Annotated in this window: 16 protein-coding genes; 4 read left to right on the top strand and 12 right to left on the bottom strand. The window is 73.0% G+C overall.

Annotated elements, in window-relative coordinates; all coding sequences use genetic code 11:
• Positions 1-32: 32 nt before the first annotated feature.
• Complete coding sequence (locus tag NYO98_RS18625) at positions 33-860, top strand: alpha/beta fold hydrolase (RefSeq protein ID WP_268113284.1); 828 nt, start codon at positions 33-35, stop codon at positions 858-860.
• Here NYO98_RS18625 and NYO98_RS18620 read toward each other — a convergent pair.
• The 5 genes from NYO98_RS18620 to NYO98_RS18600 all read right to left on the bottom strand — a co-directional run bounded on the left by NYO98_RS18620 (position 838) and on the right by NYO98_RS18600 (position 3,499).
• Positions 838-1,845 carry a beta-ketoacyl-ACP synthase III gene (locus tag NYO98_RS18620; RefSeq protein WP_268113283.1) on the bottom strand — a complete coding sequence of 336 codons (1,008 nt, stop codon included), beginning with the start codon at positions 1,843-1,845 and terminating at the stop codon, positions 838-840. The two genes, NYO98_RS18625 and NYO98_RS18620, sit on opposite strands and share 23 nt — an antisense overlap.
• A 31-nt stretch (positions 1,846-1,876) precedes the next feature.
• Entirely contained in the window at positions 1,877-2,011 is a 135-nt protein-coding gene (locus tag NYO98_RS18615; RefSeq protein WP_268113282.1) for a hypothetical protein, read from the bottom strand.
• A gap of 91 nt (positions 2,012-2,102) precedes the next feature.
• Positions 2,103-2,519 (bottom strand): DUF1810 domain-containing protein, encoded by a 417-nt coding sequence (locus tag NYO98_RS18610; RefSeq protein ID WP_268113281.1) that lies wholly within the window; start codon positions 2,517-2,519, stop codon positions 2,103-2,105.
• Positions 2,520-2,586: 67 nt separating this feature from the next.
• Positions 2,587-3,240, bottom strand: a complete 654-nt coding sequence (locus NYO98_RS18605) for a hypothetical protein (protein ID WP_268113280.1) — start codon at positions 3,238-3,240, stop codon at positions 2,587-2,589.
• A gap of 121 nt (positions 3,241-3,361) precedes the next feature.
• Entirely contained in the window at positions 3,362-3,499 is a 138-nt protein-coding gene (locus NYO98_RS18600; protein WP_268113279.1) for a hypothetical protein, read from the bottom strand.
• Between the two features lie 150 nt (positions 3,500-3,649).
• Between NYO98_RS18600 and NYO98_RS18595 the strand changes: the two genes are divergently transcribed.
• The 3 genes from NYO98_RS18595 to NYO98_RS18585 are packed head-to-tail and all read left to right on the top strand — an operon-like array spanning position 3,650 to position 6,262.
• The gene (locus NYO98_RS18595; protein ID WP_268113278.1) at positions 3,650-4,339 is read left to right on the top strand and encodes a hypothetical protein; all 690 of its coding nucleotides are present in this window, start codon (positions 3,650-3,652) and stop codon (positions 4,337-4,339) included.
• Positions 4,340-4,371: 32 nt separating this feature from the next.
• Positions 4,372-5,085: a hypothetical protein gene (locus NYO98_RS18590; RefSeq protein ID WP_268113277.1), complete on the top strand. Its 714-nt coding sequence runs from the start codon at positions 4,372-4,374 to the stop codon at positions 5,083-5,085.
• A gap of 46 nt (positions 5,086-5,131) precedes the next feature.
• Positions 5,132-6,262, top strand: a complete 1,131-nt coding sequence (locus NYO98_RS18585; RefSeq protein ID WP_407673958.1) for a nucleotide sugar dehydrogenase — start codon at positions 5,132-5,134, stop codon at positions 6,260-6,262.
• A 142-nt stretch (positions 6,263-6,404) separates the two neighbouring features.
• On the opposite strand, the gene NYO98_RS18580 is transcribed toward NYO98_RS18585, so the two are convergent.
• The 7 genes from NYO98_RS18580 to NYO98_RS18550 form a co-directional block, all read right to left on the bottom strand.
• Positions 6,405-7,640 carry a M20/M25/M40 family metallo-hydrolase gene (locus NYO98_RS18580; protein ID WP_268113274.1) on the bottom strand — a complete coding sequence of 412 codons (1,236 nt, stop codon included), beginning with the start codon at positions 7,638-7,640 and terminating at the stop codon, positions 6,405-6,407.
• Complete coding sequence (locus NYO98_RS18575) at positions 7,640-8,431, bottom strand: amino acid ABC transporter ATP-binding protein (RefSeq protein ID WP_326494462.1); 792 nt, start codon at positions 8,429-8,431, stop codon at positions 7,640-7,642. Before NYO98_RS18575 ends, NYO98_RS18580 begins: the two co-directional genes overlap by 1 nt.
• The gene (locus tag NYO98_RS18570) at positions 8,428-9,360 is read right to left on the bottom strand and encodes an amino acid ABC transporter permease (RefSeq protein WP_268113272.1); all 933 of its coding nucleotides are present in this window, start codon (positions 9,358-9,360) and stop codon (positions 8,428-8,430) included. The genes NYO98_RS18575 and NYO98_RS18570 overlap by 4 nt, the downstream gene beginning before the upstream one ends.
• A 56-nt stretch (positions 9,361-9,416) precedes the next feature.
• The gene (locus NYO98_RS18565) at positions 9,417-10,388 is read right to left on the bottom strand and encodes an ABC transporter substrate-binding protein (RefSeq protein WP_268113271.1); all 972 of its coding nucleotides are present in this window, start codon (positions 10,386-10,388) and stop codon (positions 9,417-9,419) included.
• 118 nt (positions 10,389-10,506) lie between these two features.
• Positions 10,507-11,355, bottom strand: a complete 849-nt coding sequence (locus NYO98_RS18560; protein ID WP_268113269.1) for a MurR/RpiR family transcriptional regulator — start codon at positions 11,353-11,355, stop codon at positions 10,507-10,509.
• A gap of 79 nt (positions 11,356-11,434) precedes the next feature.
• On the bottom strand, positions 11,435-12,742 hold the full coding sequence (locus NYO98_RS18555; protein WP_268113268.1) for a cyanophycinase: 1,308 nt from the start codon (positions 12,740-12,742) through the stop codon (positions 11,435-11,437).
• A 145-nt stretch (positions 12,743-12,887) separates the two neighbouring features.
• The gene (locus tag NYO98_RS18550; RefSeq protein ID WP_268113266.1) at positions 12,888-14,462 is read right to left on the bottom strand and encodes a glycosyltransferase family 2 protein; all 1,575 of its coding nucleotides are present in this window, start codon (positions 14,460-14,462) and stop codon (positions 12,888-12,890) included.
• Positions 14,463-14,464 lie beyond the last annotated feature (2 nt).

Below are 14,464 nucleotides of genomic sequence, written 5' to 3'. Positions count from 1 at the left end.
GGTGTGGGTGCCGCCGACGTACAGTCGCGCGCATGCTCCCCCGCACCCGACGGACCGGCGAGGCTGTTCTCTCCGCTACGGGCCTGAGGTCCCGCGCCCGCGCCCGCGTCGACGTCCGTGACCTGGCCCGCCCCGACGGCCCGCCGACACCGTGGACGACGCTCGGCGAGCTCGCCTCCCCGCTCGACGCGGTCCGCCTGGGCGCCGCGCTCCCGCGGCTGGCGGCGGCGCCGCGCGGCGACGGCCACCTCGTGGTGGACATCCCCGGGTGGAGGGCGCCCGAGCTCTCCGGCGCGCCGCTGCGGGCGTACCTCTCGCGGCTCGGGTACGACGCCCGCGGCTGGGGCTTCGGCACCAACACCGGCGACCCGCGCCGCGACGTCGAGCGCCTGTCGGCGCGGGTCCTGGAGCTCGTCGACGAGCGGGGCGCCCCGGCCTCGCTGGTGGGTTGGAGCCTCGGTGGCGTCATCGCCCGCGAGGTCGCGCGCCGCCACCCCGACGCCGTACGACGGGTGGTCACCTATGGCACCCCGGTGCGCGGCGGTGCCCGCCACACGAGCGTCGCGCGGGCGTCCCGGGCGTCGGTCGACGCCGACGTCGACCGCGTCGCCCGCCGTCTCGATGCCGCCTCGCCGATCCGCGTCCCGCTCACCGTGCTGTTCTCCCGCCGCGACGGCGTCGTCGCGTGGCAGGCGTGCATCGACCGCGCGACGCCGTCGGCCGAGCACGTCGAGGTGTCCTCGACGCACCTCGGGATGGGCTTCGACCCGGACGTGTGGACGGTCGTGGCCGACCGGCTGGCGCGCCCGTGGGCCGACACCGGTCCTGCCGAGGCGCCTAGCCCAGCGGCGGGATCGTGACGACCTGGCCGGCGTAGCTCAGCCCGGCACCGAAGGCGATCAGGAGCGCGGTGTCACCGGCGGCCGCCTCGTCCTTGCGCAGCATCGCCTCCATGGCGAGCGGCACCGACGCGGCCGAGGTGTTGCCGGAGTCGACCACGTCGGTGGCGATGGCGACGGACTCGGGCAGCTGGATGTTCTTGGCGAGGGTCTGCGTGATCCGCAGGTTGGCCTGGTGCGGGATGAAGGCGTCGAGGTCGTCGACCGAGACGCCCGCCAGGTCGAGCGCCTCGTGCGCGACCTTCGCCATCGCGAACGGCGCCCAGCGGAACACCGCGGTGCCCTCCATCTGGACCACCGGGTGGTCGAACCCCTCGCCCGCCGAGTGGCCGTCGAGGCAGCTCGGCGTCTGCGTGATGACGTGGGCCTGCGACCCGTCGGACCCCCAGGCCGTGGGACCGATGCCGGGGGTCTCGGACGGACCCACCACGACCGCGCCGGCGCCGTCGGCGAAGATGAACGCGGTGCCCCGGTCGGTCGGGTCCATGAAGCGGCTCAGCTGCTCGACGCCGATGACCAGCACGTGGCTCTCCGCGCCGGAGCGCACCATCGAGGCGGCCAGGTTGAGCGCGTGGCAGAAGCCCGCGCACCCGGCGGAGATGTCGAACGCCGCCGCCGTGATGCCGAGCGCCGAGGCGACCTGCGGCGCCGAGGCGGGCGTGTGCTCGGGGTGGGTCGAGGTCGCGACGATCACGCACCCGACCTGCTCGGCGCCCACGCCGGCGGCCTGCAGCGCCTTCTCGGCGGCCGAGATCGACATGCCGATGAGGGTCTCGCCCTCGCCGGCGAACCGACGCGTGCGGATGCCCGACCGGGTCTGGATCCACTCGTCGGTGGAGTCGAGGACCTCGCAGACCTCGTCGTTGGTCACGACCCGCTCGGGGCGGTGGACACCGAGACCCAGCATCGCGGCGTGGGTGAGGTCGGTGGACTGCTGGATCGTCATGACGCGAGCATAGGCACGACCGGGCCGGACGCTACTGCTCGCCGTCGGGCCGGGTCTCGGGGATGGGCGAGCCAGGCACCTCGCCGGGGTCGATCGGGTCGATGCCGGGGTCGCCGGACGGCACGATGTCGGGGTCGGACTCGGGCTCGACTGGTGTGGTGGTCATCCTCCAGTCCTACGCCGCCCACGCCGACGTCACAACGCTTCACCACCCCGAGTGATGGGACTGGTCGGGTCGCCACCATCCGGGCGGCGACTCAGCCGAGCAGCTCGATCGTCCGCTCGTCGGGCGTTCCGTCGAAGAAGCGGTCCAGCACGTCGGTGAAGGCTGGCTCGTCGGGGTCGGCCCGGGCGAAGAGCGTCATCGACGAGCGGAGCTTGACCGCGTCGACCGACCCGAGGACCTGCTCGGCGCTCGTCGACCCCAGACCGAGGAGCGCGCGACAGCACTCCAGCAGCCGCGGACCGAGCACCGCGTGGTCGAGGTAGGCGCGCGCCTCGTGGAGACCGGCGATCGCGTAGTGCTGCGCGGTGGGGCTGTGCCCCAGGCCCGCCACCTGCGGGAAGACGAACCACATCCAGTGGCTCGTCTTCCGACCGGCCCGCAGCTCTCCCAGCGCCCGGTCGTAGGTGCCGTGGTCGTCCTGTGCGAGGACGAAGCGCTCGAGGTCCATGCGACCAGTGTGGCGCGACCCCGCCCCTGACAGGGACGGGGTCGCACGTCGTACGGTCAGCCGTGGGTCAGCGCAGGACGCCGCACAGGGCGGGGTCGGTGGCCTCGGCCGGCAGGCCCGGGTCGAGCTCGCTGGCGCCCGCGCCGTCGAAGTCGTACTCACCGTTGCCGTTGTGGTCGACACCGTGGATCACGACGACGCCCTTGCCGCTCTTGATCGCGCGCAGCACTGCGCCCGGTGCGAAGTTGACGACCCGCTCGTACTTCTCGACACCCTTCGGCGTGGTCGGGAAGCGGTCGACGGCGAGACCGCTCTTCGGGCTCGTGTCGCCCGACGTCGTGAGGGACTTGAGGATCGGGCCGTAGGCCGGCACGCCCTCCGCCACGTTGAGGCGCAGGTCGTTGTTGGCGTCGTCGTAGACGCTGGGGCACTCGTTGCGCGCGTCGGCGCCGAAGTGCAGGTGCTGCGCGTGCGGGAGGTTCTTGGCGAGACCACGAGCGTTGATGCGCACGTCGGCCTTGCGGCCCTTGAACTCGGCGTGCACGTGCCCCGATGCGCCGGAGTCGTTCAGCGAGTCCAGGTCCGCCTGGAGGTGCACCCGGCTCGGAGCGGCCGCAGGCTTCTCGGACTCGGTGGCGCTGCTGGCCTGGATGCCGGCGACGGCGACGGTGCCGGCGAGGACCATCCCGCCGAGGCCTGCGTAGAGCTTGCGATGCTGCATGGGAACTCCTTGGTGTCGAACGACGGCCGAGTCTCGGCCTTCCCACGTCGTTCGCCACCACCGTGGGGGACGGATTGACCCGCCCCACCCGTGGGGAGGGGTCGCCTCGTGCAGGAGGGCCTCAGTATCGCTTGGCGCCGCGGCGCTCCTGCAGCTTGCGCGCCGCCTCCTTGATCTTGGCCTGGTTGTGGGGCTTGCGCGCCTCGTCGAAGACCTTCTTGGCGATGCCGAAGGCCGCGATCTTCTTTGCCATACCCATGCGTGGACCGTACCCAGCAGCGGCAAGGCGATCCGTCCCCATCCGTGACCCCGCTCACTCCGAACCCCCGGGGAGCCGCCGGTCCCGGCGGCCCCACCGACGAAGCGTTCCGTCATGCGCCTCCCCTCACTCCGCCGCCCCTCCCCCTCCATGGCTGTCTCCGTCATGGCGCTGGTCGTCGCGTCCACCGGCACGTCGTACGCGACCGGGCTGATCGGCTCCGACGACATCCGCAACAACTCGGTCCAGTCGAAGGACATCAAGGACCGCACCATCAAGGGTCGTGACGTCAAGGACGACGTGATCGGGTCCAACAAGGTCCGCAACGGCTCGCTGAAGGCGCGCGACTTCAAGGCTGGCCAGCTGCCCGCCGGCGCGCAGGGTCCGGCCGGTGTCGGTCGCTGGGCGCTCGTCGACGCGACGGGGGCGATCGTGGCGCAGTCCGGCGGCTTCTCGGTCACCGCCGCCTACCCGACGCTCGCGCCGATGGGCACCGACACGGCCGGGCTGCGCGCCAACGGCAACGTCTACATCGACGCCGGCGAGAACCTCGCGAACAACGGCGTCCTCGCCGTCGTCGCCCTGCAGAACACCGTCGACCAGAACGGCGACGCCGTCACCAACGGCCGTGCCCCCGGCGCTGACGCCAACCCGGAGTTCTCCGGCGAGATCTCGGCCGCCATGTGCCAGCCGGGCGTGGTCAACTGCGCGCCCCCCGGCACGGGCAACACCAACCACCTGGTGGTCAGCCCGCGCAACAGCGACGGCACCGTCACCGGCGACGGCACCCGCAAGCGGTTCTACGTGGTCGTCACCGGCGACTCCTCCGAACGCGGCTGACCGGGCGCGGGCGGGCGCGGTAGACATGGGACATGCGCCTGCTCGAGCACCTCTGGGTCCTTGCAGTCGACCTGGTGCGTGCCGCCGTCGCCCGGCGGCCCCACCAGGCCGGGGTGCCTGCGCCGCTGGCCGCCCCGCGCCTCGAGCTGCCCGCCGGGCTCGTCCAGCCCGACCGCACCACGTGCGGGTCGGCGTGCCTGGTCGTGGCGCGGATGATCGGCGACCGCGACTACGCGACGTGGCTGGAGTCCGGCGAGGTCGCCGGTCGCACGCGTGACCCGCGGCCGCGCCGGCGCCGCTTCGCCGACGAGGTCCTCGCGACGCACGTGCGGACCAACCGCTGGTACGCCGCCTCCGGCGCGCCGCAGGTCGGGTGGCCGCGGGCGCTCGGCACGGCCCCGTGGGCCCTGGCGCACGAGCTGACCGCCACCGGCGGCACGTCCGCCCCGGGCACCCGCCACCGCGTGCGGACCGTCTCACCGCGCCGCCGCGGTGAGGCGTACGACGCCGTGGCGTGCGCCGCCGCGCTCGGCCACGTCGTGCCGCTCTACGTCGGCAACCGCCTACTGCCGCGCCACGTCGTCCTGGTCGTGGGCGGCGACGACGCGGCGTTGACGGCGTACGACCCTGCGAGCGGGGGCCATGTGACGATCACCCGCGACTCCTTCGAGCGCGGCGGGCTCCGGGTCGCGGGCTGGTCGGAGCCGTGGTTGGCGGTCCTGCCGGCCGGACGTACGGCACACTGACCGCGTGACCACGAAGATCTCCGTCGCGGGCCTCGGCTACGTCGGCCTGTCCATGGCCGTGCTACTCGCCCGGCACAACACCGTCGTCGGCCTCGACCTCGACGCCCCGCGGATCGACCGGCTGCGCCGGGGCGAGAGCCCGATCCACGACGACGACATCTCGCGGTTCCTGGCCGAGGAGCAGCTCGACCTCACCTTCACGACCGACGCCGAGGAGTCGCACGCGGGCGCCGACTTCGTGGTCATCGCGACGCCGACCAACTACGACCCGGTCACCAACTACTTCGACACCAGCTCGATCGAGGCCGTCATGCGCGACGTGCACCGCATCGCGCCCGACGCCACCATGGTCGTGAAGTCGACCGTGCCGGTGGGCTACATCGAGGACGTGCGCGAGCGCCTGGGCATCCCCGACGTGATCTTCTCCCCGGAGTTCCTGCGCGAGGGGCGCGCGCTGCACGACAACCTGTACCCCGCGCGCATCGTCGTCGGCGAGGACTCCGAGCGGGCCCGCGCGTTCGCCGAGCTGCTCGTCAAGGGCGCCAACGCCGACGACGTACCCGTGCTCTTCACCGAGCCCACCGAGGCCGAGGCGATCAAGCTCTTCGCCAACACCTACCTCGCGATGCGGGTCGCCTACTTCAACGAGCTCGACTCCTTCGCGATCTCCCGCGGCCTCGACAGCCGGCAGATCATCGACGGCGTCGGGCTCGACCCGCGCATCGGCACCCACTACAACAACCCGTCCTTCGGCTACGGCGGCTACTGCCTGCCCAAGGACACCAAGCAGCTGCTGGCCAACTACTCCGACGTCCCGCAGACCCTGATCTCCGCGATCGTCGACGCCAACACGACCCGCAAGGACTTCATCGCCTTCGACATCCTCGACCGCGCCCCGCGGGTGGTCGGCATCCACCGCCTGATCATGAAGGCCGGGTCGGACAACTTCCGCGAGTCGTCGGTGCAGGGGATCATGAAGCGGCTCAAGGGCAAGGGCGTCGAGGTCGTCGTCTACGAGCCCGAGCTCGACGTCGACGTGTGGTTCGGGTCCGAGGTCACCCACGACCTCGCCACGTTCAAGGAGCGCGCCGACCTCATCGTCGCCAACCGGATGGTCGACGAGCTGCGCGACGTCGCCGACAAGGTCTACACGCGCGACCTCTTCGGCGGCGACTGACCGCCTCCCCGCGACCGGGCAGTTCCTCGCGCTGCAGGCCGCCGACCGGGCAGTTCCTCGCGCCACGCTCGCACGCCAGCGCAAGGAAGTGCCCGCTCGACACGTCCCAGCGCGAGGAAGTGCCCGCTCGGCGTGGGGCGGGTCAGGAGTGCCGCGACGCGTCCTGGCGTGAGGCGGAGGCGCCGGACATCACCGACGTGACGCGATCCGCCGCCCCCAGCTCGACCATGAGCCCGGCGAGCAGGGTGACACGCGGTACGACGCTGCCGAGGTCGAGCCACTCCGAGAGCGAGTGGTCGTCGCCGCCGACCGGCCCGAGGCCGTCGAGCACGGCGAGACCATCCGCCGCCAGCAGGTTGGCGTCGGCCGCCCCGCCGGTCAGCGCGAAGCCGGCGTCGAGCCCGAGCCGCGCCGCCACGTCGCCCGCCGCGGCGGCCACCCGGCGCGACGCCTCCGACGGGGCCCACGGCGGCGCCGGCGCGCGCAGCTCCACCGTCACCGTCGCGCCCCCGGTGGAGGAGCGCTCGGCGAGCCCATGGACGGCAGCCACCGCCTCGTCGTAGGACGCGGGCGACGCCGCCCGGACGTCGGCGACCAGGCACGCCCGCGCCGGTACGACGTTGGGGCGCTCGCCGCCGCGCAGCACGCCGACGTTGACCGTGACGTCCGGCCAGCGGCCGTTGAGGGCGGCGAGGTCGACGGCCAGCCCGGCCGCGACCACCGCCGCGTTGACGCCGCGCTCCGGCTCGACGCCGGCGTGGGCGGAGCGACCGCGGACCTCGAGCACCACGTCGACGACGCCCTTGCGCCCGATGACGACGCTGCCGTCCTCGCGCGCGCACTCCAGGCACAGCGCGACGTCGTGCTCGGCCGCCAGGCGGGCGAGCAGCTCGCGGGAGCCGGGCGACCCGACCTCCTCGTCGGGGACCCCGACGAACGTCACGGCGGCGAAGTCGTCCCACCCGAGGTGGCGCAGCGCGTCCAGCGCGAAGACGCCGGCGAGCAGGCCGCCCTTGTCGTCGGACACGCCCGGGCCGGTCGCCCGGCCGTCGCGCTCGGCGTAGGGGCGGGCGGCCGCCGTGCCGGCGGCGAACACCGTGTCGAGGTGTCCCACCAGCAGCACCCGGAGCCGGCCGGTGCCGCGCCAGCGCCCGACGACCGCCGGCACGCCGTCAGCGGCACCGGCGGCCACGCAGAGGGGGCGGGACACGGTCATGCCGAGCCCGGACAGGAGCGTCGCGACGCGGTCGCCGACCGCCTCCACCCCCGCACGGTCGCCCGAGCCGGAGTCGATCGCGACCAGCGCGGCCAGCTCCGCGACGTACGAGGGGTACCGCTCCTCCACCCGGCGGTGGAGGAGCTCGAGGGTGTCCCGCATCAGAGGACCTTGGACAGGAAGGCCCTGGTCCGCTCGTGGCGCGGGTCGTCCAGCAGGTCGGCCGGCCTGCCCGACTCGACGACCGCGCCGTCGTCCATGAAGTAGACGGAGTCGGCCACCTCCTTGGCGAAGCCCATCTCATGGGTCACCACCACCATGGTCATCCCCTCGGCGGCCAGTCCCTTCATCACGTCGAGGACCTCGCCCACCAGCTCGGGGTCGAGCGCCGAGGTGGGCTCGTCGAACAGCATGAGCGGGGGCTGCATCGCCAGCGCGCGAGCGATCGCGACCCGCTGCTGCTGACCGCCGGACAGCTGGGCGGGGTAGTGGTGCCCGCGCCCGGCGAGGCCGACGCGCTCGAGCAGGTCGGCGGCGCGTGCCCGGGCCGCCTTCTTCGACTCCCCGCGCACCAGCATGGGCGCGTGCATGATGTTCTGCTCCGCCGTCAGGTGCGGGAAGAGGTTGAACCGCTGGAAGACCATCCCGATCTCGCGGCGCTTCGCGGCCACCTCCCTGGGCTTGAGCTCGTAGAGCCGGTCGCCCTTCTGGCGGTAGCCCACCAGGTGGCCGTTGACCGACAGCCGGCCGCCGTCGATGGTCTCGAGGTGGTTGATGCAGCGCAGGAAGGTCGACTTGCCCGAGCCGGAGGGCCCGATCAGGCAGGTGACCTCACCCGGGCGGACGGTCAGGTCGATGCCCTTGAGCACCTCGGTGCGGCCGAAGGACTTGCGCACGCCGACCGCCTCCACCATCGGGGTGGCGGCCAGGTCCTGCTGGGTCTGAGCGGTCATCGGGTCACTCCCAGTCCGAGCCAGCGGCGACTCATCGACGCGTTGCCGTAGCCCTTGCCGTAGCGGCGCTCCACGAAGTACTGGCCGACGCTCAGCACGCTGGTGAGCGCGAGGTACCAGATCACCGCGACCACGAGCAGCGGGATCACCTGGTAGTTCTGCGCGTAGACGCTCTGGACGGCCGTGAGCAGGTCCTTGCCCCCGATCACCGACACCAGCGCGGTGGACTTCAGCATCGTCACGGTCTCGTTGCCCATCGGCGGCACGATGACCCGCATCGCCTGCGGCAGCGTGATGGTCCGCATCGCCTGGCTCCGGGTCATCCCGAGCGCGGACGCGGCGTCGTCCTGGCCGTCGTCGACCGACGCGATGCCGCCGCGGACGATCTCGGCGGCGTACGCCACCTCGTTGAGGCTGAGCGCCAGGATAGCGGCCGTCATCGGCCCGACGACGGCGTTGGTGTCGAAGCTCGCGAACGTCACGCCCGTGAACGGGATCCCGATCTCGATCTGCTGGTAGAGCGCGGCGAGGAAGCCCCAGAAGATGATCTGGACGAGCAGGGGCGTGCCGCGGAAGAACCACGTGTAGAACCACGACAGTCCACGCAGCACCGGGTTGCTCGACAGCCGCATCACCGCGACGACGATCCCGCCGACGGTGCCGATGACCATCGCCACGACGGTGAGCATCAGCGTGATGCCGACGCCGCGGATGACGAAGTCCTCGAAGAGGTAGTCGCCGACGACCTCCCACTCGAGGTTGGGGTTGCGGGCCAGCGACCAGAGGAACGCCGCGGTGACGTACAGGACGACGGCTGCCGCGGCCCAGCGACCCCAGTGCCGCAGGGGCACGGCCTCGAGGTCGGCCGGGTCGCTCCGACCGTTGGTGGGGTCGGACGCCTCGGTCCGGGGGGATGTGGTGCTGCTCAACGTCGTCGCCTCCATGGCGCCTGGGTGGTGCCGTCAGTCAGGGGACCTGCGGGCGGTCAGTCGATCGCCGCGTCGGTCGTGGCCTCGTCGATGCCGATGGCCTCCTGACCGTACTTCGCGAGGACCTTGTCGTAGGTGCCGTCGTCCATGAGCGACTGCAGCGCCGCCCGGAAGGCCTCGGCCAGCTCGGCGTCCGCCTTGACGAAGCCGATGCCGTTGGGGCTGGCCTGGTAGCCGTTGGGGGCCTCGGGGTCGTCGATCACCTCGACCTTGCCGGTCAGCTTCTCGGCGTCCTCGAGCAGGTTGACCCGGGTCGCGGCGATCGCGTCGGCCTTGCCGGCGAGGAGCGCCTGCACCGCGTCGGTGTTCTGGGGGTACTCCGTGACCTCGATGTCGTCACCCGAGCACTCATCGGCGCTGAAGTCCTCGAGCAGGCCGACCTGCTTCGACGCCTTCTGGGCCGCGACGCTGGTGCCGCACAGGTCCGCGAGCGTGGCGATGCCGTCGGGGTTGCCCGCCGGGACGGCGATGCCGGTGCCGGAGGCGGTGTAGTCGACGAACGTCGCGGTCTCCTGGCGCTCGAAGTTGTCGGTGATGCCGCCGACGATCGCGTCGTACTTGCCAGCCTGGAGTCCGGGGACGAGACCGTCGAACGGCTGCTGCTGGAACTCGGCGGCGATGCCGAGCCTCGCGGCGATCGCGACCACCAGGTCGTGGTCGAGGCCGGTGAAGTCCTCGGTGTTGCCCTCCTCGACGAAGTCGATGAACGGCGGGTACGGCGCGTTGGTGGCCACGGTGACCGACTCGGCGTCAGCCACCTCGGCGGGCAGCAGGTCCGAGAGCTCGTCGTCCGGGCTGACGCTGCCGACGTCGGCGATCTCGACCGGCTCACCGGCCGTCGGGGCAGGGGTCTCGCCGGAGGAGGCGTCTCCCCCGCAGGCAGTCAGTCCGGTCGCCAGGGCGGCGAGGGCGGCGCCTGCTACGAGGCTCTTGAACGTGGGGCGCGACAGGGAACGGGATGCGTACATCTCAGGGAACCTTTCCGGGGCGGCTGCCTCACCATGTGAGCGAGGTCACCCGATTCGGAACGGACGTTACAAGGTCAGACCGGATCTGGGAAGACCGGAACGCAAGATCCGGAATTGCTCACAGCAGTCCGTGCCGCCGGGACGCCTCCTCGAAGCGGGTCATCCGCCGCTCGGCGTCGTCGCCGGAGGCCGACAGCACCCCCGCGACCAGCACCTCGACCACGGCCAGCGCGGGCACCAGGCTGTCGTAGGCCGCGGCCACCGCGTCGACCTGCACGGGCAGCACCACGTCGGCGATGCCGGAGATCGGCGACAGCCACCGGTCGGTGACCAGGACGATCTTGGCCCCGGCCTCGGCGCACTCCTCCGCGAGCGCGCGGGAGTCGGGCTCGTAGCGGCGGAAGTCGAAGAGCACCAGCACGTCGCGCCGGCCGATGTCGAGCAGGACGTCGGTGCGGCTGAGCGGCTGGGTGGGCAGCAGCCGGGAGTCGCCGCGGACCTGCATCAGGTGGAGCACCAAGTACTCCGCCAGCAGCCGGGTGAACCGCCCGCCGTCGGCGCTGACGCGGTAGCGCCGGTCGGCCAGCAGGCGGACCGCGGTCTCCACCTCGTCGGGCGGCAGCGTCTCCAGCGTCCGCGCGGTGGCCGCCGGCAGGACGGAGTGGGCGCGGCCCAGCAGGGAGTCGTCGGCCGAGCCGGCGGGTTCGGCGGTGAGCAGCGACAGCGGTGACGCCGTGCGCTCCGCGATCTCGCCGCGCAGCGCCTCCTGGAGGTCGCCGAACCCGTCGAAGCCCAGCCGGGACAGGAAGCGCAGCACCGTCGGCCCGCTGGTCTCCGCACGCTCGGCCAGGCGCGCGACGGTGTCGAGGCCGGCCGCGGGGTAGTCGGCGAGCAGGAGCCTGCCGACCCGTCTCTCGGCCGGGCTGCACCTGCCCAGCCCTTCGCGGATGCGTTCGGCCACGGTCATGTCGGCGGTCCTCCTCTCGGGCGTTGCGCGGAGGCTACCCGGCCGGGCGGCACGTGGGGCACGCCGCCCGGCCGGTCCCTCACCGGGGGGCGATGGTGAGGGTGAGGTGAGCGAACGAGACGCCCCCGGTGGTCCGCCACGCGGAGGTGCCGGGACCCACGGTCAGGGTGGTGACGAACTGCGGGTCCGTCTCCAGGGTGGCGCCGGTGGCGGTGGTGGCGGCCGAGGTCACCAGGGCGGTCGCCTGGTCGACCAGGCCGTAGACGCCCGGGTCGTCGCCGGCGATGGAGTCCCAGGCGTCCGGGCGCTCGGCGGGCCCCTCGCCCTCGCGCGCCAGGTCCGTGGCGCCGGCGGCGCGGGTGACCTCGCCGCTGGTGAGGTCGACGCGGTCGCCGCGGGTGAGGTAGCTCCACGAGGTGGCGTCCGGCTCCACCTCGAGCACCGAGACCCCGTTGCGGCCGATGACCTCGCCCGTCGCGGTGGCGCGGTCGACCACCAGGGCGGTGGTCTCGTCGACGCCGACCACCTGACGGTGCCCGGTGTCGCGGGCCAGCCGGATCATCCGTGCCTGCCGCCCCCAGGTGCCGAAGTGGCTGTCGAGCAGGCCCTGGCGGAAGAAGCCGAACCCGCCGTGGGGCAGGTAGCCGAGCCGGGTGCCGTCCTCGAGGTAGCCGGGCGTGGCGCCGTCGCGCCAGGCCTCGTAGGACTCGCCGCCGGTCACCATGTCGGCGCCCTGCTGGATGGTCGTGCCGGCGCTCACCCCGGCGACCACCCCGTCGGCGCGGAGGACGGAGGCGACGGCGGTCAGCACGCGCGTGGGCCGGCAGCTGCGGTAGGCCTCGTCCGCGGCGGGCCGGCAGCGCATCAGCGAACGCACGTAGTCGGTCTGGTCGCCGCCGCCGAAGAACACCCCCGTCGAGCGGCGTACGGCCTCCGCGACCGCACCGCTGTCGGCGTTGTCCGGTCCGTAGGCGTCACCCGCGAAGGCGTCCTGCGAGGTGTCGACGGGCACGGCGTAGGTGTCGGCGCCGAAGCGGTGGAAGAGCTCCGTGTAGTACAGGCCGTTGGCCGCCGCGTTGTTGAGGTCGGGGTCCGAGGCCTCGGCCGCGTTCTCGGCGGGCGCCGCCGCGGCCGTCACCACGGCGATGCGCGCCCGCTCGGGTCCGGCCCCGTCCGGGTCGGCGAGGTCCACGATGCGCTGCACGATCTCGGCGTTCTCCCCGAGGGCGCCGCCGACGAGGACCAGCGAGCCCCTGTCGCCGTGGTGGCGCTGCGACTGCGAGCCGTCGCCCGCAGCGGCGCCCACCGGCGGGACCGCGACGGCCGACGCCAGCAGGACCGAGGAGGCAGCAAGGGCGGGACCGAGGATGTGTCGGGACGGGAGCATGGGACCTCCAGTTGTGTCGTGCGTTACGGATGAACGCACTCTGTGTGCGAATGTAACGTTCGACACTCCCGTCGTCCAGCCCCTCCGTCGGCGGCGTCCGGGCGCTCAGCCTGCGCCCGGGAGGGCTCGCGTCGGACCCGGGCGCTCAGCGACGTCGGCCGAAGAGCCCGCGCCTGTGCTCGACGTCCACGGCGGCCGCGACGGTCCGGTCGTCCGACGCCTCGACGGACCCGCTGCCCCGGGCGAGCGTCTTGCGCAGCCGCTTCTCGGACTTGTCGGGGTCCATCGGCGGGCGGGCGCCGAGGACGAAGCGCTCGACCACGCGCTCGCCGACCGGCACCCAGCCGACGGACGTGGCGGCATAGGTCTTGACGCCGAACGACGCGTCGAGCAGCGCCTCGCGGTCGTCACCGGGTCCGGCGAGGCGCCCGACGCGGGCCAGCGCCGAGGTGCGCTCGAGGCGGGCGGCGGCACCGGAGTCGTACGACAGCACGCGGGCGCCGTGGTGGGTGCGCTCGAGGTCGTCGAGGAGGGCCGCGAGGGCGGCCGGCTGCGGGGCGAGCGACGCGTCGGGCAGGGTCAGCACGAACTCCGCGTCGGTGCGCGTCGGCGCCTCCTCGACCAGTCGCACCCGCGGCTCGTGGAGGAAGGACCGGTGCACCAGTCGGGTCTCGAGCACGGGGTCCTCGACCGGCTGGACGCGCTCGTCGTGGACGCTCGACCACGGCCCGACGACCGTGACCCGGAGGTCGGGGACGTCGCCGTCGAGGAGCGAGTCGACGAGGTGGATCGTCTCGTCGGCGGGACCGGCCTCGAGGACGACCTCGAGGTAGGGCACCTGGTAGGTGCGGCCGTGGCGGTTGCGCTTGGGGCGCATCGTCGGCACGAGGTCGGCGAGGTAGGGGTCGTTGAAGCGGTTGACCTGCTCGGCTCGGCGCAGCACCTGCGAGCGACCGAGGTGCCAGCTGCGTGCCTCGCGGTCGACCACGAAGACGCCGCCGGCCTGGGCGAGCGAGTGCCCGAGGTGCATGTCCTCGCCGAGGCGCAGCGTGCGGTCGAAGCCGTCGGAGTCGTCGTAGAGCGCCTTGGTCACCGACCCCGTCATGCCGATGTGGAAGCGCTGGGCGCGGGGCCCGGCCTCGCGCAGGTCGTCGGTCTTGGCCCAGTAGTCCTCGACCCACTGGTGGGGCTCGTGCTCCTGGCCGGGGAACAGGTCGCCCGCCTCGCCGGCGGCCACGCGCTCGCGCACGGCGGCGGGGTCGAGCTCCAGCAGCGAGGCCGGGTCGACGAACAGCTTGTGCCCACCCGGGACCGCGTAGTCGACGAGGTGGTGCCAGCGCGCGTGGGCCTCGACCTCCTCGCGGTGGGCGAGCATGTCGGCGTCGTACCAGTGCAGGACGTCGCCGTCGGCGGCCAGCGCCCCGAGGTGGCAGGCGTTGGCGCGTCCCCACCCCTCCTCGACGCGGATCAGCCGGGTGTTGTCGGGGCGGACCTCGGGCAGCTCCTGCGGGGGCGAGCTCTGGTCGTCGACGACGACCACCTCGAGCAGGTGCGAGGGGTAGGACTGCGCGGCGAGCCCGGCGAGGACGTAGGGGAGGGTGCGCTGGTAGTTGTACGTCGGCACGACGACCGTCACCGACAGCGTCGGCTCCCACCCGCCGAGGGCCGGCGGGGTCAGCGACCCCCAGTCGTTGTGGCGCACCACCGGCTGCCGTGCCATGT

Origin of the sequence: Nocardioides pini (assembly GCF_026712185.1) — a bacterium.
GTDB classification, from domain to species: Bacteria; Actinomycetota; Actinomycetes; order Propionibacteriales; family Nocardioidaceae; genus Nocardioides; species Nocardioides pini.
The sequence above is the reverse complement of the archived record's forward strand: the minus strand, read 5'-3'. Positions and strand labels throughout refer to the sequence as shown.

Bases quoted from the DNA above. Each gene is read 5' to 3' on its own strand.
- NYO98_RS18560 (WP_268113269.1), bottom strand. From the start codon at position 11,355: ATGACCGTGGCCGAACGCATCCGCGAAGGGCTGGGCAGGTGCAGCCCG.
- NYO98_RS18600 (WP_268113279.1), bottom strand. From the start codon at position 3,499: ATGGGTATGGCAAAGAAGATCGCGGCCTTCGGCATCGCCAAGAAGGTC.
- NYO98_RS18620 (WP_268113283.1), bottom strand. From the start codon at position 1,845: ATGACGATCCAGCAGTCCACCGACCTCACCCACGCCGCGATGCTGGGT.
- NYO98_RS18590 (WP_268113277.1), top strand. From the start codon at position 4,372: ATGCGCCTGCTCGAGCACCTCTGGGTCCTTGCAGTCGACCTGGTGCGT.
- NYO98_RS18550 (WP_268113266.1), bottom strand. From the start codon at position 14,462: ATGGCACGGCAGCCGGTGGTGCGCCACAACGACTGGGGGTCGCTGACC.
- NYO98_RS18580 (WP_268113274.1), bottom strand. From the start codon at position 7,640: ATGCGGGACACCCTCGAGCTCCTCCACCGCCGGGTGGAGGAGCGGTAC.
- NYO98_RS18595 (WP_268113278.1), top strand. From the start codon at position 3,650: ATGGCTGTCTCCGTCATGGCGCTGGTCGTCGCGTCCACCGGCACGTCG.
- NYO98_RS18575 (WP_326494462.1), bottom strand. From the start codon at position 8,431: ATGACCGCTCAGACCCAGCAGGACCTGGCCGCCACCCCGATGGTGGAG.
- NYO98_RS18605 (WP_268113280.1), bottom strand. From the start codon at position 3,240: ATGCAGCATCGCAAGCTCTACGCAGGCCTCGGCGGGATGGTCCTCGCC.
- NYO98_RS18555 (WP_268113268.1), bottom strand. From the start codon at position 12,742: ATGCTCCCGTCCCGACACATCCTCGGTCCCGCCCTTGCTGCCTCCTCG.
- NYO98_RS18625 (WP_268113284.1), top strand. From the start codon at position 33: ATGCTCCCCCGCACCCGACGGACCGGCGAGGCTGTTCTCTCCGCTACG.
- NYO98_RS18615 (WP_268113282.1), bottom strand. From the start codon at position 2,011: ATGACCACCACACCAGTCGAGCCCGAGTCCGACCCCGACATCGTGCCG.
- NYO98_RS18610 (WP_268113281.1), bottom strand. From the start codon at position 2,519: ATGGACCTCGAGCGCTTCGTCCTCGCACAGGACGACCACGGCACCTAC.
- NYO98_RS18565 (WP_268113271.1), bottom strand. From the start codon at position 10,388: ATGTACGCATCCCGTTCCCTGTCGCGCCCCACGTTCAAGAGCCTCGTA.